The 21,591-nt window shown below is 60.2% G+C and carries 20 protein-coding genes and 3 pseudogenes; 9 read left to right on the forward strand and 14 right to left on the reverse strand.

Annotated features, from left to right (window positions below):
• Positions 1 to 56: 56 nt before the first annotated feature.
• Positions 57 to 1,412, reverse strand: a complete 1,356-nt coding sequence (locus AU074_RS17820; RefSeq protein WP_076015831.1) for a GntP family permease — start codon at positions 1,410 to 1,412, stop codon at positions 57 to 59.
• 87 nt (positions 1,413 to 1,499) lie between these two features.
• Entirely contained in the window at positions 1,500 to 2,030 is a 531-nt protein-coding gene (locus AU074_RS17825; RefSeq protein WP_076015832.1) for a gluconokinase, read from the reverse strand.
• 212 nt (positions 2,031 to 2,242) lie between these two features.
• Here AU074_RS17825 and AU074_RS17830 point away from each other — a divergent pair, with 212 nt between their 5' ends.
• The 5 genes from AU074_RS17830 to AU074_RS17850 all read left to right on the forward strand — a co-directional run bounded on the left by AU074_RS17830 (position 2,243) and on the right by AU074_RS17850 (position 7,314).
• Entirely contained in the window at positions 2,243 to 3,274 is a 1,032-nt protein-coding gene (locus AU074_RS17830; RefSeq protein WP_167665540.1) for a LacI family DNA-binding transcriptional regulator, read from the forward strand.
• A gap of 590 nt (positions 3,275 to 3,864) precedes the next feature.
• On the forward strand, positions 3,865 to 4,497 hold the full coding sequence (locus AU074_RS17835) for a glutathione S-transferase family protein (RefSeq protein ID WP_076015834.1): 633 nt from the start codon (positions 3,865 to 3,867) through the stop codon (positions 4,495 to 4,497).
• A 16-nt stretch (positions 4,498 to 4,513) separates the two neighbouring features.
• Positions 4,514 to 5,251 carry an NAD(P)-dependent oxidoreductase gene (locus AU074_RS17840; RefSeq protein ID WP_076015835.1) on the forward strand — a complete coding sequence of 246 codons (738 nt, stop codon included), beginning with the start codon at positions 4,514 to 4,516 and terminating at the stop codon, positions 5,249 to 5,251.
• Between the two features lie 11 nt (positions 5,252 to 5,262).
• Positions 5,263 to 6,672 (forward strand): MFS transporter, encoded by a 1,410-nt coding sequence (locus tag AU074_RS17845; RefSeq protein WP_076015836.1) that lies wholly within the window; start codon positions 5,263 to 5,265, stop codon positions 6,670 to 6,672.
• A 135-nt stretch (positions 6,673 to 6,807) separates the two neighbouring features.
• Positions 6,808 to 7,314 (forward strand): hypothetical protein, encoded by a 507-nt coding sequence (locus AU074_RS17850; RefSeq protein WP_076015837.1) that lies wholly within the window; start codon positions 6,808 to 6,810, stop codon positions 7,312 to 7,314.
• Here AU074_RS17850 and AU074_RS34890 read toward each other — a convergent pair.
• The 3 genes and pseudogenes from AU074_RS34890 to AU074_RS17860 form a co-directional block, all read right to left on the reverse strand.
• A complete protein-coding gene (locus tag AU074_RS34890) occupies positions 7,311 to 7,979 on the reverse strand; it encodes a methyl-accepting chemotaxis protein (protein ID WP_371916632.1) in 669 nt (222 codons plus the stop codon). The two genes, AU074_RS17850 and AU074_RS34890, sit on opposite strands and share 4 nt — an antisense overlap.
• A gap of 18 nt (positions 7,980 to 7,997) precedes the next feature.
• Positions 7,998 to 8,726: pseudogene (locus tag AU074_RS34895) on the reverse strand (PAS domain-containing protein); the annotation flags it as partial.
• 167 nt (positions 8,727 to 8,893) lie between these two features.
• A complete protein-coding gene (locus AU074_RS17860; RefSeq protein WP_076015838.1) occupies positions 8,894 to 9,763 on the reverse strand; it encodes a LysR family transcriptional regulator in 870 nt (289 codons plus the stop codon).
• Positions 9,764 to 9,861: 98 nt separating this feature from the next.
• Here AU074_RS17860 and gstA point away from each other — a divergent pair, with 98 nt between their 5' ends.
• The gene (gene gstA, locus AU074_RS17865; protein WP_076015839.1) at positions 9,862 to 10,464 is read left to right on the forward strand and encodes a glutathione transferase GstA; all 603 of its coding nucleotides are present in this window, start codon (positions 9,862 to 9,864) and stop codon (positions 10,462 to 10,464) included.
• Between the two features lie 393 nt (positions 10,465 to 10,857).
• Here gstA and AU074_RS17875 read toward each other — a convergent pair whose 3' ends face one another.
• The 5 genes and pseudogenes from AU074_RS17875 to AU074_RS17895 form a co-directional block, all read right to left on the reverse strand.
• Positions 10,858 to 11,784 (reverse strand): aliphatic sulfonate ABC transporter substrate-binding protein, encoded by a 927-nt coding sequence (locus AU074_RS17875; RefSeq protein WP_076015841.1) that lies wholly within the window; start codon positions 11,782 to 11,784, stop codon positions 10,858 to 10,860.
• A pseudogene (locus AU074_RS17880) lies at positions 11,784 to 12,797 on the reverse strand (ABC transporter substrate-binding protein). Before AU074_RS17880 ends, AU074_RS17875 begins: the two are co-directional and overlap by 1 nt.
• 180 nt (positions 12,798 to 12,977) lie before the next feature.
• Entirely contained in the window at positions 12,978 to 13,538 is a 561-nt protein-coding gene (locus AU074_RS17885; protein WP_076015842.1) for a sigma-70 family RNA polymerase sigma factor, read from the reverse strand.
• A gap of 217 nt (positions 13,539 to 13,755) precedes the next feature.
• Entirely contained in the window at positions 13,756 to 14,535 is a 780-nt protein-coding gene (locus tag AU074_RS17890) for a phosphate/phosphite/phosphonate ABC transporter substrate-binding protein (protein ID WP_076015843.1), read from the reverse strand.
• Positions 14,536 to 14,544: 9 nt separating this feature from the next.
• On the reverse strand, positions 14,545 to 15,486 hold the full coding sequence (locus AU074_RS17895; protein WP_076015844.1) for a fatty acid desaturase: 942 nt from the start codon (positions 15,484 to 15,486) through the stop codon (positions 14,545 to 14,547).
• 335 nt (positions 15,487 to 15,821) lie between these two features.
• Here AU074_RS17895 and AU074_RS17900 point away from each other — a divergent pair, with 335 nt between their 5' ends.
• Both AU074_RS17900 and AU074_RS17905 read left to right on the forward strand, forming a co-directional pair.
• Positions 15,822 to 16,259, forward strand: coding sequence for a GNAT family N-acetyltransferase (locus AU074_RS17900; protein ID WP_076015845.1), 438 nt, complete (start codon positions 15,822 to 15,824; stop codon positions 16,257 to 16,259).
• 60 nt (positions 16,260 to 16,319) lie between these two features.
• Entirely contained in the window at positions 16,320 to 17,138 is an 819-nt protein-coding gene (locus AU074_RS17905; protein WP_076015846.1) for a class I SAM-dependent methyltransferase, read from the forward strand.
• A 99-nt stretch (positions 17,139 to 17,237) separates the two neighbouring features.
• Here AU074_RS17905 and def read toward each other — a convergent pair.
• The 3 genes and pseudogenes from def to AU074_RS17920 form a co-directional block, all read right to left on the reverse strand.
• Positions 17,238 to 17,747: pseudogene (gene def, locus AU074_RS17910) on the reverse strand (peptide deformylase); the annotation flags it as partial.
• Positions 17,748 to 17,750: 3 nt separating this feature from the next.
• Complete coding sequence (locus AU074_RS17915; protein WP_076015847.1) at positions 17,751 to 18,695, reverse strand: YihY/virulence factor BrkB family protein; 945 nt, start codon at positions 18,693 to 18,695, stop codon at positions 17,751 to 17,753.
• A 182-nt stretch (positions 18,696 to 18,877) separates the two neighbouring features.
• Positions 18,878 to 19,063 (reverse strand): CsbD family protein, encoded by a 186-nt coding sequence (locus AU074_RS17920; RefSeq protein ID WP_076015848.1) that lies wholly within the window; start codon positions 19,061 to 19,063, stop codon positions 18,878 to 18,880.
• 199 nt (positions 19,064 to 19,262) lie between these two features.
• On the opposite strand from AU074_RS17920, the gene AU074_RS17925 reads away from it, so the two are divergent.
• Entirely contained in the window at positions 19,263 to 19,640 is a 378-nt protein-coding gene (locus AU074_RS17925; protein ID WP_076015849.1) for a hypothetical protein, read from the forward strand.
• Between the two features lie 186 nt (positions 19,641 to 19,826).
• On the opposite strand, the gene fadD1 is transcribed toward AU074_RS17925, so the two are convergent.
• The gene (gene fadD1, locus AU074_RS17930; RefSeq protein ID WP_076015850.1) at positions 19,827 to 21,518 is read right to left on the reverse strand and encodes a long-chain-fatty-acid--CoA ligase FadD1; all 1,692 of its coding nucleotides are present in this window, start codon (positions 21,516 to 21,518) and stop codon (positions 19,827 to 19,829) included.
• Positions 21,519 to 21,591: the final 73 nt, after the last annotated feature.

Consider the following 21,591-nt stretch of genomic DNA (forward strand, 5'->3'; position numbering starts at 1 on the left):
GATTCACCGCCTTCGCGAGCAAGCCCGCTCCCACATTTTGTTTTGCGGTGTTCCTGTTAGACCACCAACGACAGCAACATGATAAAGCCCAACGCCACCACCGACAGGATGGTCTCCATCGCTGTCCAGGTCTTGAACGTCTCGGCCACGGTCATATTGAAGTACTGCTTCACCAGCCAGAACCCCGCATCGTTGACGTGAGACAACACCAGCGAGCCCGCACCCGTCGCCAACACCAGCAACTCGCGGTTCACCCCCGGAATCATCCCCACCACCGGCACCACAATGCCCGCGCCGGTAATGGTCGCCACCGTCGCAGAACCGGTAGCCACACGAATCACCGCCGCCACCAGCCAGGCCAGCAGGATCGGGTTGATCTGCGCAGTCACCGCCATATGGCCGATCACATCACCCACGCCGCTGGTCACCAGCATCTGCTTGAAGCCACCACCGGCGCCGATGATCAGGATGATCGCTGCGGTTGGCGCCAGGCTGGCGTCGAGCAGCTTGAGGATTTTCTGGGAACCGATGCCCTGGCGACGGCCAAAGGTGTACAGCGACAGCAGCAAGGCCAGCAGCAAGGCGGTGATCGGGTGACCGATCATGTCCATCCAGTTGCGGATTACGTGACCGTCCGGCAGGGCGACGTCGGCGAAGGTCTTCAGCAGCATCAGGAACACCGGCAGCAGCACGGTAATCAGGGTGATGCTGAAGCTCGGCAGGGTCTTGGATTCCGGTTGCTCACTGGCCAGTTGGTCCACCAGTTCCTGGGACGGATTGCCCGGGATGTACTTGGCGATAAACGAACCGTAGAGCGGACCGGCGATGATCGCCGTAGGCAGCGCGACAATCAGGCCGTAGAGAATGGTCTTGCCGATGTCAGCCCCAAACACGCCAATTGCCAGCAACGGGCCCGGGTGCGGAGGCACCAGGCCGTGCACCGCCGAGAGGCCGGCCAGCAGCGGGATGCCGATCTTGATCAGCGACACGCCAGTTCGGCGCGCGACGATAAACACCAGCGGGATCAGCAATACAAAGCCGATCTCGAAGAACAGCGGAATGCCCACCAGGAACGCGGCGAACATCATTGCCCACTGCACTTTCTCCTTGCCGAAGGCCCGCACCAGGGTTTGCGCGATCTGATCGGCACCGCCGGAGTCGGCCATCATCTTGCCGAGCATCGTACCCAGCGCAAGGATAATCCCGACAAAGCCGAGCACCCCGCCGAAGCCGTCCTGGAAGGCCTTGATGATCTTGTCCACGGGCATGCCCGAGGTCAGGCCGAGAAAGCCTGCCGCGATGATCAGCGCAATGAACGGGTGGACTTTGAACCGGGTGATCAACACGATCAGGCCGATGATGGTCACCACTGCATCTAGCAGCAGGTAGGTATCGTGGGACAAGCCAAACATGGGGGTCTCTCCTGTTTGTTGTTGTTATTAAAGCCGGTAAAAAATTCAGTGCAGGCGGACAGCGCTATCTTGTCCGGCAAAAAATTATTAGGTTGGTTCAAAGCCGTGTTTCAGCCACCAGGCGTTGGTTTGCTCGGCCAGGTCTTCAACGCTGTCTTCACTGGCGTTGAGGGCCAGGGTCAACGGCTCGCCCACCGGGGATTCCAGGGTGGCGAACTGGCTATCGATCAGGCTGGCCGGCATGAAATGGCCGGGGCGGTGAGACACACGGTCGGCGGCGACTTCGCGGGTCAACTCCAGAAACACAAACCCCAGGCCCGGCGCGGCTTCGCGCAGGTGGTCGCGGTATTTCTTCTTCAGGGCCGAACAGGTGAGCACGGGATGCTCGCCGGCTTTGAGGGAGCGGCGCAGTTCATCGCACAGGATGTCGAGCCAGCCGGCGCGGTCGTCGTCGTTAAGGGGATGGCCGGCGCTCATCTTTTCGATGTTCGCGGCGGGGTGAAAGCTGTCGCCTTCGATGGCGGTGGCGCCGTTCAGCAGGCACAGGGCCTCGCTGACGCTGGACTTGCCACAGCCGGAAACACCCATGATCACGAGGGCAGTAACAGGTTGACTCATGAAACACCTCAGGACGCAGATAGCGCTACCTTTGCACGCTGTAAGGCTAGTGCAAAAACAGGCTTTTCCCGCGCCGTCTTGTCATTTTTATGGAGTGACGCGTGCATCCTCTCCAAAGGCTTGAGTCGGAACAGGCATCCCAACGTTCAAGGATTTGCAGGGTCTTGGAGACAGCGCTACCTTAGTGCCTCGATTTTTGTTTGGCAAGCCGCCTGATGACTCCCAAGAACGATAAAAATACCCGCACCACGGGCCGCCCTACCCTGAATGAAGTAGCCCGCCTGGCTGGCGTCAGCCCGATTACCGCCTCCCGGGCCTTGCGCGGCATCAGCACCGTGGCCACCGAACTGGTGGAAAAAGTGCAAAAAGCCGCTGCCGAACTGAGCTACGTGGTCAACCCGGCCGCCCGCGCCCTGGCTTCGGCCCAGAGCCAGTCGGTGGTGGTGTTGGTGCCGTCGCTGTCCAACCTGCTGTTTATCGAAACCCTCGAAGCCATCCACCAGGTGCTGCGGCCCAAGGGCTTTGAAGTACTGATCGGCAACACCCACTATTCCCGCGATGAAGAAGAAGACCTGCTGCGCAACTACATGGCCTACCAGCCACGGGGTTTGCTGCTGACCGGGTTTGACCGTACGGAAAGTGCCCGGCGCATGGTGGAATCGAGCAACGTGCCGTGTGTGTACATGATGGACCTGGACCCGGGCGCCGGACTGAACTGCGTAGGATTTTCGCAGTTGAACGCCGGGGAAACGGCGGCGGCGCATTTGATCTCACGAGGTCGCAAGCGGTTGGCCTACATTGGCGCGCAACTGGACCAGCGCACGTTGTTGCGGGGCGAAGGATTTCGCCGGGCGTTGCAGCAAGCGGGGTTGTATGACCCGGCGCTGGAAGTGCTGACGCCACGGCCATCGTCGCTGGGCCTGGGCGGTGAGTTGTTCCTGCAGCTGCTGGCCAGCCATCCGGACGTGGACGCGATCTTCTTTGGCAACGACGACCTGGCTCAGGGCGCGTTGTTGGAAGCATTGCGCCATGGCATCAAGGTACCGGAGCAGATCTCGGTGCTGGGCTTTAACGACCTGCCGTCTTCCTCGTTCATGGTGCCGCGTTTGAGCAGTATCAGTACGCCCCGCGAGGCCATTGGCCGGCGCGCGGCGGAGCATTTGTTGACGGTGATGGCGGGCAACAAGATCGCTCGGCCGGTGGTGGACATGGGGTTTGAGTTGAAGGTGCGCGAGAGTACCTAGGCGGTAGCTGTAGGAAGTGGCTGGTGTTGATGGCAGCGCCTTGCTCCGTTGCCTACAGGTACGTCAGAATCCGCCGGCTTGTGCGCCTGGGTAGGGCTTTCTAAGGTTGCCCGGTCGCTGAATTTCTCAGTAATCGGGTTTAGTAGCCCGAGCTTCCCTACACAATGGGCATAAGCTTCATCTGTCGGACTTACCTGTCTGTGCTTGATGGTGGCTGCGCGCAGGGCGCCCTTGTGGCGCGCCGGGTTTTGTGTGGGGTTACCGGTCTACTAACCTGCGTGCAGCCGCCACCCTTTCGTTTAGTAGCGATTCGGTGGTGGCCCAGTTAGGAGTGAGTTGGGGGTATTGCTGATGGGCAAGCTGCTAGATCAAGAATCACCGCTTATCTAACAGAACACACGCGGTCGAACTGTGGGAGCGGGCTTGCTCGCGAATGCGGTGTGTCAGCCGACCTGTCCATCACTGATACACCGCATTCGCGAGCAAGCCCGCTCCCACATTTTTAACCGTGCTCGCTTAACTGACTCGTCGTCGGCTGACGCCCCTGCTAAATTGCTCCCCTGCCTTCTCACCCTCGCAAGGAAAGCACCATGGGCCATTCGCTGAAAATCCTGGGTCGCACCTCTTCCATCAACGTGCGAAAAGTCCTGTGGACCTGCCAGGAACTGGGCATCCCCTACGACCGCGAAGACTGGGGCATCGGCTTCGCCTCCACCCAGTCCCCCGAATTCCTGGCCCTGAACCCCAACGCCCAAGTCCCGGTACTCATCGATGACAACGGCGTGCTCTGGGAATCCAACACCATCTGCCGCTACCTCGTGGGCCTGCACCAACGTCACGACCTGCTGCCCGTCGAGCCGGCAGCCCGTGCCAGAGTCGAGCAATGGATAGACTGGCAAGCCATCGAACTCAACCGTTCCTGGGGTGATGCTTTCACCGCGTTGGTACGCAACAACCCCGACAACCTGGACGCGCAAGCCATCGCCGTCGCGGTAAGGGCATGGAACGACAAGATGGGCCTGCTGGAACAACAGTTGGCAAAAACCAACGCCTACGTAGCCGGTAATGAGTTCACACTCGCCGACATCCTCATCGGCCTGTCGGTGCACCGCTGGTGGATTACGCCCATGCAGCGTCCTTCCTACCCAGCTGTCAGCGCTTACTACGAAACACTCAGCCAACGCCCTGGCTTCCAGATCTTCGCCCTCGCCGGTCACAACTAAAAACAAGGACTCCACAATGAACGGACTCAACGTACTACTCACCGGCGCCTGCGGCCGCATTGGCAAGACATTTTTCGAAGCCTCGAAAGACCGCTACTGCTTCACCCTCACCGATCGCATCGAGCCGGATTTCGCCCTCGGCGAACACCGTTTCATACACGCCGACCTGAGCGATAAAACCGCCCTCGCCGCCCTGCTCGATGGGATTGACGTGATCGTGCACCTGTCCGGCATTCCCCACGCCAGCGCCACCTTCGACGAGTTGTTGCCCAACAACATCCTGGCCTCCACCTACCTGTTCGAAGCCGCCGTGGCCGCGGGTGTGAAGCGCCTGGTGTTCGCCAGCAGCGCCCAGACCATCGAAGGCTACCCGGTAGACCGGCAGATCACTCCGGGCATGCCCGTATTGCCCGCCAACCTGTACGGCGTGAGCAAATGCTACGGCGAAGCCCTCTGCGGCTTTTACGCCGCAAAAACCCCGCTCTCCACCATCGCCCTGCGTATTGGTGCGTTCGAATTCCCCGAAACCCACGACTTGAACAACGCCCGCGACCTCAGCGCCTGGCTCAGCCCGCGAGACGCCGTGCAGTTGCTGCAACGCTCGGTAGAAACCGAAGGTGTGAAACACCTGATCGCCCACGGCATCTCCAACAACCGCTTCAAACGCCTGGACCTCAGCGAAACAACCCGTGTACTGGGTTATCAACCGGTGGATGATGCGTTCCAGGAATTCGAGATCCCGATCACTTACTGAGTCTTCTGCCCATGTCTTTCCTTTCTACCGCAGACGGCATCGACCCGATCCGCGCCGCGCATATCAGCGCGCGCATTGATCGCCTGCCCGCCGTCGCTACCGTCTGGCGCCTGGTGGCGTTGCTGTCGATTGGCGGTTTTTTCGAGCTATACGACCTGTTCCAGACCGCCTACATCAGCCCCGGGTTGATCAGCGACGGGATTTTCCACACCGGCAGCCAGGGCGTATTCGGCTTCTCCGATCAAGCGGCCTTTGCCTCGGCGACCTTCCTCGGTCTGTTCCTCGGCGCCAGCCTGCTCAGCCCGATTGCCGACCGCTACGGGCGCCGGGCGATCTTCACCTTTGCGTTGATCTGGTACACCGTCGCCACCGTGCTGATGGGCATCCAGACCTCAGCCCTGGGGATCATCTGCATGCGTTTTCTGGTGGGCATCGGCCTGGGGATCGAGCTGGTTACCATCGATGCCTACCTCTCGGAACTGGTGCCCAAGCGCATGCGCAGTTCGGCGTTTGCCTTCGCGTTTTTCATCCAGTTCCTGTCGGTGCCGGCGGTGGCCTTGATGTCGTGGTGGCTGGTGCCCCAGGCGCCGTTCGGGATTTCCGGCTGGCGCTGGGTGGTGCTGAGCAGTGCGGTGTTTGCGCTGTTTATCTGGCAACTGCGCAAGCGCCTGCCGGAGTCACCGCGCTGGCTCGCGCAAAAAGGCCGCTTCGACGAGGCCGGGCAGATCATGGACAGCCTCGAAGCACGCTGTCAGAAGGACCACGGCAAGCCACTGGATGAACCGGAACCTGAAGCCGTGAGCGTGCAGGGCCAAGGACGCTTTTCCGATATCTGGCAACCGCCGTACCGGCGCCGGGCGTTGATGCTGATTGTGTTTCATGTGTTCCAGGCCATCGGTTTTTTCGGCTTCGGCAACTGGCTGCCGGCGCTGCTCTCGGGCCAGGGCGTGAGCGTCACTCACAGCTTGGGTTATGCCTTCATCATCACCCTCGCCTACCCGCTGGGGCCGCTGCTGTTTGTGAAGGTGGCGAACCGTTTTGAGAACAAATGGCAGATTGTCGGCTCGGCCCTGGGTTCGGTGATCTTCGGCAGTTTGTTCGCGCTGCAAACCACCGCCGTGGGGCTGGTGATCTGCGGAGTGATGATCACCTTTTGCAACGCCTGGCTGAGTTTCAGCTATCACTCCTACCAGAGCGAACTGTTCCCCACCAATATCCGCGCCCGGGCGGTGGGTTTCTGCTATTCGTTCAGCCGGTTGTCGACGGTGTTCAGCAGCTTGTTGATCGGCGTGATTCTCGAACACCTCGGCACGCCGGGCGTGTTGGCGTTTATCGCCAGCAGCATGTTGATCGTGATGATCACCATCAGCTGGTTCGGCCCGCGCACCCGCAACCTGGCGCTGGAGAACATTGCCCACTAGCGGCAAACACTGGCCGTCGGCACGCCAACGCTTGCCGACGGTGGCGGCCCAAAGCCTGGTAAACACGGGGCCTTGCCACTGGGCACGCTAATTGCTCCTCCTGTGGCACCGCCCACATCCACAGGTGTCCTGATCATGCTGATCAACAACAATCCCCAGGCTCAGTCGACGATCCAACGCATCAAGCGCGCAGACATGGACCCGGCCAACGCCGCTGCCAGCGCGCTGTACAGCGGTGCCGCGCAAAACGCGCAGGGCGTCGCCGGCGTGTCCACCACCCAGGCCGCCGCCGACGCCACGGCTGACAACATCGATGCGGCCTTCGCCAAGACCCGCGTGCAGTTGCAGGCCACCACCGCGACCACGTCGACCACCGATGTGCCCAAGACCGACTCCACCTCATCGGCCCGCAGTGACTTCACCGACTACATGAAGAAAAGCCCGGCCGAGCGCATCCGCGAGCAACTGCTCAAGGAACAGGGTTTGACCGAAGAAGATGTGAAGAACATGCCGCAGGAAAAGCAGGACGCGATTTCCAAGGAAGTTGCCGCACGCCTGAAGGACCAGCAGGCGCAGCAAGTAGCGGCGAAAACCGCTGACCCGCAGGCGCAGACGGTGAAAGAAACCCTGGCTGCGATCTAAGCCCTGACAATACAAACCCTGTGGTCAGGGGGGCTTGCTGTGGCGAGGGAGCTTGCTCCCGCTGGAGTGCGCAGCGCTCCCAAGATTTTGGGGCCGCTACGCAGCCCAGCGGGAGCAAGCTCCCTCATCGCATCCACCACATGCCGTGACCCTTCCTGAATTTCCAGGATCACCTGCCCCGCTTCATTCGCCAACTCCACCCCAAGCCCCGTGCGGCTCAAGCTCGACTGCATGCTCGACACCGCGCTGATCGACAGGTCGTGGTTCTTGCGCACCACATCCACAATCTCGATCGTCGCCTGGCTGGTACGTGCTGCAAGGCTGCGCACTTCATCCGCCACCACCGCAAACCCGCGCCCGTGTTCACCCGCCCGGGCCGCTTCGATCGCGGCGTTGAGCGCCAGCAGGTTGGTCTGGTCGGCGATGCCGCGGATGGTCTGGACGATGCTGCCGATGATGTCCGACTGTTTGCTCACCGCGTCGATACTCACGGCGGCTTCGTTAAGGTCGCGAGAGATTTCTTCGATGATCTGCACGGTCTGCTGCACCACTTCCGAACCCTTGCGGGCGCAGGCGTCGTTCTGCACCGAGGTGGCGTGGGCCGAGTCGGCAGCGGTGCGCAAGGTGGTGACCTGGTCGGTGATGTCACTGGCGAATTTCACCACTTTGTACAGGCGCCCGCTGGCATCGAAGATCGGGTTGTAGGAGGCTTCCAGGAACAGCGTTTGTCCGAATTTGTCTTTGCGCTCAAACCGATGGGAGTGATATTCGCCGCGATTGAGCGAGGCCCAGAAGGCTTTGTAGGCCGGCGACTCGGTCTCACCGCGATGGCAGAACATACTGTGGTGCTGGCCAACGATTTCACCGAGGGAATACTTCACTGTCTTCAGGAAGTTGTCGTTGGCATTCAGAATCTGGCCTTGCGGAGTGAATTCAATCACCGCCATGGAGCGGCCGATGGCGTCGATCAGGCTCTGGTTTTCATGCTCGTGGTGGATTCGCGCCGAGATATCCGAGGCGACCTTGATCACGCTCTGTACCTGGTTATCGGCACCGAGCACCGGCATGTAACTGGCTTCCAGCCACACCTCCTGGCCATGTTTATTCAGCCGCATGAACGTGCCACTGAGAGGTTCACCCCGCGCCAGGTCGCGCCAGAGTTTGGCGTAGGCATCGGTGTGGGTATAAGCCTCTTCGCAGAAAATCCGGTGATGCTTGCCGCGAATTTCGTCGGCGCTGTAGCCCATGGTCTTGCAGAAGTTTTCATTGGCATCCAGCACGATGCCGTTGCGGTCAAACTCGATCATTGCCATGGAACGGCTGATGGCGGCCAATTTGGCTTTGGCTTCGGTGAGGGCACAGGAGAAACGTTCGATTTCCAGCTGGTCGGATTTGTGTTGACGGTTGAACATGGCGGATCACCCTTTATTTTCCCGACGCCCACGCGGGCGCATTCCATTCACGGTTTGAATCTTGACCACAGCCTTTTATGGGGAAAACCATCCGAAACGCTTTATATGCCATGCGTCATCAACGGTTCTGGGTGAGCATAGACAGGCGTTGGCGCTATGCAAGGCCACTAGTCAGCCAGCATTTGCAACAAGGCATTAACCGCTGCAGAAGGCGGTTGGTGGCGTGAAGTCACCAAGGCGAACTCGCGGTGCACCGGCTCCGCCAGCGGCATGATGCGCAAGCCGTGGCGCTGGGCCGGCAGGGTCATCTCGGGTACCAGGGTGACGCCGACACCTTCGCGCACCAGGCTAAAGGCGCTGTTCCACTCCCGCACTTCCACCCGTACCTCACGCAATATCAAACCGGCTTCCTGCGCCAGGCTGCGGGCGTTGACGGTGCAGCCGCCGGTGGCAAGCACAAACGGCTGCTCCACCAATTCTTCCAGCGTCACCGTTGCCTGCGCCGGGCGCCGGGAAAACGCGTGCGCCATCGGCAACACGGCCACCCAGTTATCGCGCCCCAGCACCGCAGCATTGCGCTCGGACGGCGGGTTAAGCACCACCCCCAAGTCGATCAGATTCGCGTCAAGCAAGGTGTTCACTTCATCGTCCGTGACTTCCAGCCCCGTGACCTCAATGCCTGGGTAAAGCTGGTTGAACCGCCGCAACAGCGGCGGCAGAAACACCGCGAGCACCATGGGGAAACTCGCGATGCGGATCGTCCCACGCAGCATGGGCCGCGCTTCGTCCACCGTGGTACGAATCGCCTGCAAGGCCCCCAGCATCACCCGCGCCTGCTCGATCACTTGCAGGCCCAAGGCAGTGGGCAAGGTCTGGCGCGCTTCACGTACAAACAACTGCGCACCGAGGTTGGCCTCCATGGCCGCCATGGCCTGGCTGGCGGCGGATTGGGTCATGCCCACCCGCTCGGAGGCTGCGGTGATACTGCCGTTGTCCGCCACGGCCACCAGCAGGCGCCAGTGCATCAGGTTCATCATGGCAGTAGCTGTCCTTATGGCAGGGTTCTGAAAGATTAATTTTACGCAAGGTGCCATGCCCACGAGACTGAAGGCAACTGTCCTGCGGAGTTGCCCCGATGAAGCTGTATTTTTCCCCGAATGCCTGTTCCCTCGCCTCCCATATCGTGCTGCGGGAATTGGCCCTGCCGTTTGAATTGATTCGCGTCGACAACCAGAAAAAGCTCACGGCTGACGGTGATGACTTCTTGCAGATCAACCCCAAGGGTTACGTGGCGGCGTTGCAACTGGACAACGGCGAGGTGCTGACCGAAGGTGCCGCCATCCTGCAATACCTGGCCGACTTGGTCCCCGAAGCTGGCCTGGCGCCGGTCAATGGCAGTTGGGAGCGGGTGCGTTTGCAGGAATGGCTGAACTTTGTCTCCAGCGAGATTCACGGCGGGCTGGGGGTGTTGTTCAAGGACGCGATTCCGGATGAGGTGAAGGCGCTGTTCAAGGCCACGCTGTTCAAGCGGTTTGCGATTCTGGTACAGACCCTGGAGCGTCAGGACTACCTGTTGGGCGCGCAATTCTCCGTGGCAGATGCGTATCTGTTTGTGGTGCTGCGTTGGGCGGGGTTCTTTGATATCGACTTGCAGCAGTGGCCGGCGCTGGCGAAGTTTCAGCAGCGGGTTGGTGAACGGCCGGCGGTGATTGCTGCGTTGGCCGCTGAAAATCCATGACCTGAAATATGGTCAAAATGTGGGAGCGGGCTTGCTCGCGAATGCGGTGTGACAGTCACCAGATGCATTGACTGATCCACCGCTTTCGCGAGCAAGCCCGCTCCCACATTTTATTTCCATTGCTTTACAGGTAGGCCCAACCCATCCACCGACCCGGATGGCAACGCTGGATTCGATGGCGTTGAGGAAGTCGATGCAGATCGGTTGCATGGCCTGCTCACTGATGGGTTACGAAAGTCGACGCTGAAGAGGCTTTTATGTGGCGAGGGAGCTTGCTCCCGCTGGAGTGCGAAGCGCTCCCGCTTTTTTKGGGCCGCTACGCAGCCCAGCGGGAGCAAGCTCCCTCGCCACAGCAAGCCCCCCCACAGCAACCCCCTCACCACAGGGATAAAGTTATGGGGCCTTGAACACGACTTGCTGCACATCGACCTTTTTCGGGATCAGGCCGTTGGCAAAAAACGCGTCGGCCGTGCCTTGTTGGGTGGCGATGTCCGTCGCGTTCAGTGGCCGGCTCGGCGTCGGCGAGCGGTGCTTGAAGTAGCTTTCCACTACCGCCGGCTGCAAGCCCAGGGTCTTGGCCATCAGCGCGACGCTTTCGTCGTGATGGTCCAGGGACAATCGCTGCGCCTGGGCAAACACCTTGAGAATCGTGGCAATCGCCTGGGGGTGCTGCTTGGCAAACGCGCCGCTGGCGATGAAGAAACTGCCCGCCGGGTTCAGCCCCTGGCCATCCCCCAGCACCTTCGCCGAACCGTCCACCACCGCCGCCGAGTAGTAAGGGTCCCACACGACCCAAGCGTCGACCTTGCCTTGTTCAAACGCGGCACGGCCGTCGGAGGGCGACAGGTACACCACATTCACATCCTTCCACTGCAAGCCCGCACGTAGCGAGCTTTTGAGGAACAAGTTGTGGGCGCTGGAGCCCTTGAGCAGCGCCACGCGTTTACCTTTGAGTTCGGCCACGCTTTGTACGGTGCTGTCTTTGGGCAACAGGATGGCTTCAGTACGCCCGTCGTTGGGTTCGACGGCTATATAGCGAATGTCGATCCCGGCGGCTTGAGCGAAAATCGGCGGGATGTCACCGATATTGCCGATGTCGATGCTGCCGCCGTTCAAGGCTTCGATCAGCGGCGGGCCGCCAAGAAATTCGATCCACTCGACCTTGGTGCCCGGCAGCCCTTCTTCGAACAGGTGATGCTCACGGGCGAGCACCATGCTCACCGAGCTTTTCTGGTAGCCGACCCGCAGGGTGGCCGGTTCTGCCGCCAGCAGCGGCCCGGCGCACAGCGCCAACAGTGTGGCTGCGATGAGCTTGCGCATCAGAGAGTCTCCTTGACCTTGGCCGCGACGTCCGCCGGCACCCATTGCTGCCAGACCTGCGGTTGTTCTTTCAGGAACGCTTCAGCCACTTGGCGCGGCGCGGTACGTTTCTCGGCCATTTGCGCGAGGATGCCGTTGAGCAGGTCAATCGGCAGGTCGACCTTTTCAAAGAACGTCACCAGTTGCGGGTACTGCGTCTTGAACGGCGCCGACACGCCAATCGCCAACCGCGCCTGCATCGAGCGGGTACCGATGGGGTGCGGGTTGTTGGCGTCGGCCAGGGTCTTCCAGGCTTCGGAGTTGAACGGCGGCTCTTCCAGCTTGATCAACTTGAAGCGCCCCAACAGTGGCGTCGGCGACCAGTAGTAGAACAGCACCGGCTTGCCGCGTCGGATCGACGAAGCGACCTCGGCATCCAGCGCCGCGCCGGAGCCGGTGCGGAAGTTGACGAAGGTGTCGGTCAGCCCGTAAGCCTTGAGTTTCTGGCTGTTGACGATCTCCGAGGTCCAGCCGGTGGGGCTGTTGAGGAAGCGACCGCGGGTGGGGTCTTCGGGGTCGCGGAACACGTCTTTGTAACGGGCCAGGTCGGCGACGGATTTAAGCTCCGGGGCCAAGGGCTTGATACCGCGCTCGGCGTCGCCCTTGATCACATACTCGGGTACCCACCAGCCTTCGGTGGCGCCTTTGACGGTGTCGCCCAGACCGAATACTTTGCCTTCGCTTTCAGCCTTGACCCAAGCAGGGCTGCGCCCGGCCCATTCTTCTCCGATCACCTGGATATCGTCCTTGGCCAGGGCGGCCTCCAGGCTCACGGTGCTGCCGGGCAAGGTGTCGGTGGGCAGGCCGTAGCCTTTCTCGACGATCAGGCGCAGCACTTCGGTGATGAGGCTGCCGCTTTCCCAGGTGATGTCACCGAAGTGAATCGGTTTGGCTGGTTAGGCGGCTGTGGCGGACTGTGCCAGGACGGTGAGTGCCAGGAGCGAGCCACCGAGCAGGTTTTTTAGTGTTCTCATGAGTAGCCTCTTGGAGATTCAATTTTCAATCTACAAACAATCCAAAGTGAGCACAGTCAGTGTGGGAGCGGGCTTGCTCGCGAAGGCGTCGTGTCAGTCGATACATGTGCTAACTGATACACCGCTTTCGCGAGCAAGCCCGCTCCCACATTTGATCTCCACACCCTTCAAGATCAGGGTTTAAAAGTCATAACTGAGCCGCGTGTAGTAAAACGCCCCTTCCGGCGGCGGCAGGTGCCTGTATTGCTGGCCCGGGGTCTGGCGCAAACGGCTCATGTAGTTGCTGACCGAACGCGGGGAAATGCCCAGCTCGGCCGCGATTTCCGGGTAGGTCAGGCCATTGAGCTGCGACAACAGGAAGGTCGCCTTGACCTTGGCCGGCAAGCCGTCGAGCAACTGGTCGATGGCCTGCAGGGCTTCGAGCATTTGCGCGAGGTCTTCCGGGGATGGTGCGGGCGACGTTTCGTCCTGATCGAGGGCGTCGAGGTAAGCGCGCTCCAGGTCTCGACGGCGCCACAGTTGATACATCAGGCGTTGAGCAATGGTGGTGAGCAAGGCGCGGGGTTGGCGAATCGGCACTACGTCCGGGGAACTCAGAAGCTGGACGAAGGTGTCGGCGGCGATGTCTTCGGCGTGGGCACGGGAATCGAGATGGCGGTGCAAACGGCCGCACAGCCAGTCGTAATGACTGCGGAATAATCCGCCCACGTAATCGCTGTGAGAAGTGTCGGCGCCGGACATAGTGGCTCCATCTGAGTAGGTTGCGCGTTATGTCCGGTGTTCCGGTGGAGCGATCCTAGCAAGGCTTGTTATTCTTTAATAATATTAAAAAGGTATTTTTATATAACAGATCGCTCACACTCTCTGCGTGGGAATGCCGCCTTGGACGCTCCGCGTCTGCTTGAAATCGTGACGCAGAGCGTCACAAGGTGCGTTCCCACGCGGAGCGTGGGAACGATCATTGGAGGCGTGGATAACCCAGGGCTTCGGCCTGCTGCCGGTAATCCAGCAGCACCTGGTAATCCGCTTCGCTGGCGGGCAGCACTTCGTGTACGCCGAGGGTTTGCACCACGTCGGGCAGGTCCTGCAAGGCCAGGTTCATGGCTTCCCGCAGGTGTTCACTTGAACCCGGCGCGGTGATGTACGGCAACGTCGGGCTGGGCGCACTGCGGGTGACGATCCGCAGCCCGGCCACTTCCTGCGGCGCAAAACGCGCGAGGTAGTCGAAGGTCACGCTGTCGATGGCGGCCAGGTCAGCACGGTCTTCCCGCAGCCAGCGCAGGCTTTCACGATGGGCGCCGCTGATGCCGACGTCGGCAAAGAACCGACCGCCCTGCTGCAGCGGCGCCAGGCGTTCACGCAGCAGGTTCATGCCGCTGTTGGAGTCGTGGCCATTGATCACGCCGCGGCTGTTGTAAAAGTCGGCCAAGGCGCTGCGTGGATTGTCGTCGCGGGTCAGCAGCAGGCTGCAATGGGCGCCACCGCTGCTGTGGGGCAGCTCGTAGCGCGGGCGGCCGATCACATGGACCTGCCCGCGCAGCTCGGTCATCAGCGGGTAGCCGCAGGTTTGCGTCAGCAGCAATTCGGGCGCGCGCCACAGGCTGCGCAGGTCGAGATGCTCGGCATTGCGGCGGGTCACGCCCAGGTGCTCCAGGATGCGCGAAAGCCAGCGCTCGTTGGCCTGTTGCACCTCTTGCGGCGCCACGTACATCAGCAGTTCGGCGTAGCGGTCACTCATGGTCGTCTCTCAAGCAAAGGGGTGCCGTGGGCTGTCGATAGCCTTGAGCCCGTGACGGCCGATCAACTGGCCGTAACCCTGCACCAGGAACCCGCCGCTGCGCGCCACCCATTGTTCGCGGCGCGCGCGGTACACGGTGGGCAGCAAGTACCACGGCAGCTTCGGCAAGTCGTGGTGCACCAGGTGCAGGTTGTTGTTGAGGAACAGCCAGGTCCACGGCCAGGCGGCCTCATTGAGAACCGTGCGTTGCTCCGGTTGCGGGTGCGGGCGGTGTTCATAGTAGGAACGGATCGCCGCCACCGACAAGGCCGGCACGCTGACCAGCGCCACGTAGTGCCACACCGGCAGCACGCTGTAGTGGGCGATAAAGGTCAGCATCAGTGCGGTCACGGTGCCATGGCTCAGCCACATCAACCAGGCCTGGCGCTGGCCTTGGCACAGGCGCCTGAATTCGTTGCGGGCCAGTTTCCACAGCGCCAGCGGCGAGCCCAGCAAGAAGCGCCCGAGGACGGTCTTGGTCAGCAAATGCAGGGTGCGCTCAAAGGGTGAACTCGCTGACCACTGCAATTGATTCAGGTAGCGGCTTTCCGGATCGACACCGGGCACCGTCAGGTCTTCGTCGTTGTGGTGCACCAGGTGGCAATTGCGGTACAGGGTGTAGGGGTACCAGACGGCAAACGGCGCGTAGCCGAGGAGTTTGTTCAGGGCATTGAAACGGGTGGGATGGCCGTGCAGGAGTTCGTGTTGCAGGGACATCCACAGTGCCACGAGCGGAATCAACAGCGCGGTACTCAGCCACCGGCCGAGCCAGTGGCTGCCAAACATCACCGTAAACCAGCCGGCATACACACCGATCAACAGCAGCCAGGTCGGCCACTCGGTGCGGGCGGTAAAGGTATTTGCCAGGGCCTCGATTTCGAAGCTGTGGGTTTCATCAAGGTAGTTGGACATCGGCAGCTCAGGGCAGGCGTGACCGACGAAAAAGTCGGCTTCATCCTGCTCTGTGCAATAAGGCGGGAAAATCTTGCAGATCGTTTGGTGCTTACCTTAGAACTTTAGTGACCGAACAGATTGCTGTCGGTTTTCTTGGCCTTTTTCTCGGCGCGTTTTTCATCGGCGGTCTTTGCCGGTTTCTTCTTGTCAGCTTTCTTGGAATTCAGACCTTTGGCCATGATGCGTGCTCCACTTACAGGGGATGTAACACTGGGTATAACACCGATTGCCCAACAGAAGGCGCTTTGCCCGACTTATAATCTTCGCCCCCTGAATTCGCGTGTTTGAAAACCATGCCCGAGTTGCACATCGACCGACTGGCGGAGCCTTTGTGGCCGCTGCTGAACAAGTTCTACCGCCGCCATAACTCAACGATGAAGGCCCTCAAGGGCGGCCAGTTGTGGGTGGCCAAAGGCAGCGAGATTGTCGCAGGACTGTGCCTGACGCCAGTGGTGGGCGGGCAATGGCTGACCGGGCTGTTTGTCGACCCGGCCATGCGTGGCCAAGGGCTGGCGGCGCGGCTGATTCGGGACGCCTCTGCCAGCGTCGAGGGGACGCTGTGGCTGTTTTGCCACCCGGAACTTGAAGGCTTTTACCAGCGTCTCGGCTTTACCCAGGACACGCTGCTGCCGCAGTCTTTGTCCGAGCGCCTGGTGCGTTACAAACGTAACAAGCCAATGATTGCGATGGGCTTAGAACCGTTGGTGAGGTCGACCGTCGATAATGTGTAAACAGCGTTTGTGGCCCCCATGCTAGCCTCGGCGACACATAGGCCCACTCCCTGGAAGATCATGAAAGCGACCCTTGCAGCTTTGTCCCTTGCCGCCCTCCTCGCCCCGGCCTTGAGCCAGGCAGTCGAAGCCCCGGTTACCGCCGAGCAGTACGCAAGCGTGCTTGCCGGCAGTTGGCGCCTGCCGGCCAACAGCGCGCGGGATGTCTATCGTCACCCGCAACAGACCCTGGAATTCTTTGGCCTGCGGGCCAACCAGACCCTGATCGAAATCACCCCGGGTGGCGGCTGGTACAGCGAAGTGCTGGCGCCGCTGCTCAAGGACAACGGCCATTACATCGCCGCCGTGCAGGCCCCGAGCAGCAGTGCTTACGCGCGTACGTCAGAAGAAAATCTGAAGAAGAAATTCGCCGCAGACCCGGTGCATTACGCCAAGGCGGCCTTTGCCGAGTTCGACCCCAAGGCGCCGGTGCTGGGCAAGCCAGGCTCGGCCGACACGGTGCTGACCTTTCGCAACGTGCACAACTGGGTGATGGCGGATACGGCACCGGCGATGTTCGATGCATTCTTCAAGGTGTTGAAACCGGGTGGCGTGCTGGGTGTGGTGGATCACCGAGCCAAGGACGGGGCGTCGCTGGAAGACATCAAGCACAGCGGTTACCTGACCACGGCGTATGTGGTGAAACTGGCGACTGATGCGGGGTTCAAGCTTGAGGGGCAGAGCGAGGTCAATGCTAACCCGAAAGACACCAAGGATTACCCGGATGGGGTCTGGACCTTGCCGCCTGCGTTGACGTTGGGGGAGAAGGATAAGGCGAAGTATGTAGCGATTGGTGAGTCGGACCGGATGACGTTGCGGTTTGTTAAACCCGCTAAATAAACCACACATTCTGTGGCGAGGGAGCTTGCTCCCGCTGGGCTGCGCAGCGGCCCCAAAATCTTGGGAGCGCTTCGCACTCCAGCGGGAGCAAGCTCCCTCGAACATCACTTCGATAAACCCGAACTTGCTGAAGTCGGTAATCCGCGAGGGGTACAGCCGGCCGATCAGGTGATCGCACTCGTGCTGGACCACTCGTGCGTGGAAGCCTTCGGCAATCCGCACAATCGGCTCGCCCTTGGGATCGAAGCCTTCGTAGCGAATCTGCTGGTAACGGTCCACTGCCCCACGCAAGCCGGGCACCGACAGGCACCCTTCATAGCCTTCTTCCAGCACCGGGCTGAGTGGCGTGATCAGCGGGTTGATCAGGATGGTCTGGGGCACGGCGGGCGCGTCCGGGTAGCGTTCGCTGCTCTCGAAACCGAAGATCACCAGTTGCAGGTCCACACCCACCTGCGGCGCGGCCAGGCCAACGCCACCGACGTGCTCCATGGTCTGGAACATGTCATCAATCAACTGCCACAGCTCAGGGCTGTCGAACATCTCCGGCGGAACCGGCGGGGCAACACGCAGCAGGCGCTCATCGCCCATTTTCAGGATTTCACGGATCATCGATCAGACTTCGTCGGTAGTGGGCTTGAGTGAGGGGTCTCGGCCGAGGCCGGAAACATGCTTTTTTTCGTCGTGCTCGCCAAAGTCCTTTTCACCAGGATCCTTGCCTTCAGCCGACATGTGTTCGATCACCGCGTTCATCTCCGCCCCCAGCAACAGCACGGCGGCGGAAATGTAGAAGTACAGCAGCAACACAATGATCGCGCCGATACTGCCATACATGGCGTTGTAGTCGGCGAAGGTTTTGACGTAGTAGCCAAACCCCAGGGAAGCGATGATCCAGACCACCACCGCCAGCACCGATCCCGGGGTGATAAAGCGAAATTTCTGCTTCACGTCAGGCATGACGTAGTACATCAAGGCCACGGAGAACATCAACAGGATCACGATCAGCGGCCAACGCAGGATGGTCCACAACGTGACCACGAATTCCTGCATGCCGATCTGCCCCGCCAGCCATTCCATCACCTGCGGCCCGAGCACCATCAACGCGGCGGCAGCCAACAGCATGCCGGCGATGCCGATGGTGTAGAACACCGACAGCGGGAAACGCTTCCAGATCGGCCGGCCTTCCACCACGTCGTAGGCGGCGTTCATCGCGCTCATCATCAGGCGCACGCCCGCCGAGGCGGTGTACAGCGCGATCACGATACCCACCGACAGCAGGCCACCCTTGGATTGCTGCAACTGGTCGATCACCGGGTTGACCTGTTCCAGGGCCTGGGGCGGCAACACCAGTTCCGACTGCATGCGCAGCCAGGTGAAGAAGTCTGGCAGGTGCAGGAAACCGATCAGGGCAATCAGGAACAGCAAGAAGGGAAACAGCGAGAACAGCATCTGGTAGGCCAGTGCCGAGGCGTACGTAGGCATCTCGTCATCGACGAACTCTTTGACGGTGCGCACCAGCACCTTGTGCAGGGGCAAGCCTTGTAATACCGGAAAAATCATAGCGTCTCCTTTCGCCGCAAAAAATTTGAGTTCGTGGGCGACTCAGGGGCCGTTTTCTACATCAAGGTAGCCCATTTGGCGACCCTGAAACAATTTCCAATCTTTAATCACTGCGGGTGACACAAAAACGGCCATCCGTGGATGGCCGTCGGGCTGCTGGAATGCAGTCAGCCAAGTCGGGACTATTTGGTCGCTTTCTTGACCGCGTCCTTGGTGTCGCCGACTGCTTTTTGCACTTCGCCTTTCTTTTCCTGAACCACGCCTTCAGCCCGTAGCTTGTCGTTGCCGGTGACTTTACCGACCCCTTGCTTCACGTTGCCTACGGCCTCGTTCGCTAAACCTTTTGCCTTATCCGATGTGCTACTCATGGTATTTCTCCTGGGAACAATCAAGGATTTTGGTCACTACGTAATCGTTGACCCTTGGCCTTTCCAGAGAGTTTCAATTATTTTTTGAGCGGCATTTCATCGCGGCATACAGGTTTGGCTTTATGTTTTGCGGCCAACCCACGAGAATGCCGGGCACATCCAGGCGCAAGCGCTGGATAACAGATCCCGTAGGAAGGTTATGAAACTCAATAAAGCACAGGCCATCGCCCGCAGAAACCAGGAACTGGGCGGTGCCGTACTCGGCGTCAACAACTGCCATTTCACCGACCTGGACCGCAAACGCAACATCTGGTGGTTCGACCTGCCGGTGGGCCGGATTGCCGTGGGCCAGTATGAGTGGATTCACTTGTTGATGCACAACGCGGACAACGACCAGTTGCTGCACTTGAAGGTGCCGACAGTGTTTTTGCGCGAGAAGCTTGAAGGCCTGGTGGTGCGCAATGCCGGCAAGCGCAAGCCGGAGATCACCCTGGAGCTGAGTGCCGACAAGGACTCGTTCCTCAAGGACGTACGCCCGGCTGGCGCCGGTGTGAGCTTCGCGCAGTTCGCACTGTAGGAATGCAGTAAAAAAAATTGTGGGAGCGGGCTTGCTCGCGAATGCGGTGTGTCAGTAACCGGTATATCACTGGCACACCGCTTTCGCGAGCAAGCCCGCTCCCACATTTGGATTGCATTTCAATGCGGGAAAATTCGCGTTCAATAAAAAGCCCTGCATCTGCAGGGCTTTTTGTTTTAAGGCCGGTTACTTCTTCAACCCGGCCTTCTTCAGCTCTTCATCCCGCAATTCACGGCGCAGGATCTTACCGACGTTGGTGGTCGGCAGCGCATCGCGGAATTCCACGGCCTTGGGCACCTTGTAGCCCGTGACGTTGGCACGCATGTGCTCCATCACCTGGTCTTTGGTCAGGGTGGCACCCGGCTTGACCACGATGAAGATCTTGATGTGTTCCCCGGACTTCTCGTCCGGCACACCAATGGCCGCACATTGCAGCACGCCTGGCAGGGTCGCCAGTACGTCTTCCAGCTCGTTGGGATACACGTTGAAACCGGAGACCAGGATCATGTCCTTCTTGCGGTCGACAATGCGCATGTAGCCATCCGGCTGGATGATCGCGATGTCACCGGTCTTCAGCCAGCCTTCGCTGTCGAGGATCTCGGCAGTGGCGTCTTCGCGCTGCCAGTAGCCCTTCATCACTTGCGGGCCCTTGACGCACAATTCGCCCACTTCACCCAGTGCCAACTCGACGCCGTCATCGGTGATGACTTTGCACAGGGTCGACGGCACCGGAATGCCAATGGTGCCGATCTGGATGTGCTGGATCGGGTTCACGGTGGCCACCGGGCTGGTTTCGGTCATGCCGTAACCTTCGCAGATGGAGCAGCCGGTGACCGCTTTCCAGCGCTCGGCTGCCGCCAATTGCAGGGCCATGCCGCCCGACAGGGTGACTTTCAGCGCCGAGAAATCCAGCTTGCGGAAGGCGTCGTTGTTGCACAGCGCAACAAACAGTGTGTTCAGGCCGACAAAGCCGCTGAACTTCCACTTCGACAGTTCCTTGACCATCGCCGACAGGTCGCGCGGGTTGCTGATCAGGATGTTGTGGTTGCCGATCAGCATCATCGCCATGCAATGAAAGGTGAAGGCATAGATGTGGTACAGCGGCAGCGGGGTGATCAGGATCTCGCAGCCTTCATTGAGGTTGGAGCCCATCAGCGCCTTGCACTGCAGCATGTTGGCGACGAGGTTGCGGTGGGTCAGCATCGCGCCTTTGGCCACGCCGGTTGTGCCGCCGGTGTATTGCAGCACGGCCACGTCGTTGGCGTCGGGGCTGACTTCGTTCACCGGCTGGCCGTGACCCTTGGCCAATACGTCGTTGAACTTGATCGCCTTGGGCAAGTGGTACGCCGGGACCATCTTCTTCACGTATTTGATGACGCTATTGATCAGCAGGCGCTTGAGCGGCGGCAACAGGTCGGCGACTTCGGTAACGATCACGTGCTTGACGGAAGTCTTGGGCACGACTTTTTCAGCCAGGTGCGCCATGTTGGCCAGGCAGACCAGGGCCTTGGCACCCGAGTCGTTGAATTGGTGTTCCATTTCCCGCGCGGTGTACAGCGGGTTGGTGTTGACCACGATCAAGCCGGCACGGATGGCACCGAATACGGCGACGGGGTATTGCAGGACGTTGGGCAGTTGCACGGCGATTCGATCACCGGGCTGCAAGTCGGTATGCTGTTGCAGGTAGGCGGCAAAGGCGCCGGACAGTTCGTACAGTTCACCGTAGGTGATTGTCTTGCCCAGGTTGCTGAAAGCCGGTTTGTTGGCGAAGCGTTGGCAGGACTGTTTCAGTACCGCCTGAATATTCGGATACTCGTCTGGATTGATTTCTGCAGCAATCCCGGCGGGGTACTTATCCTTCCAAAAGTCTTCGATCATGGAAGCCCACTCCTCAGCGACGCGAATTCATTCATCGCATTTGATGCGATTATTATTTGTTTGTTTTTGGGTG

The organism is Pseudomonas sp. ATCC PTA-122608, from assembly GCF_001952855.1.
Taxonomy (GTDB): Bacteria; Pseudomonadota; Gammaproteobacteria; order Pseudomonadales; family Pseudomonadaceae; genus Aquipseudomonas.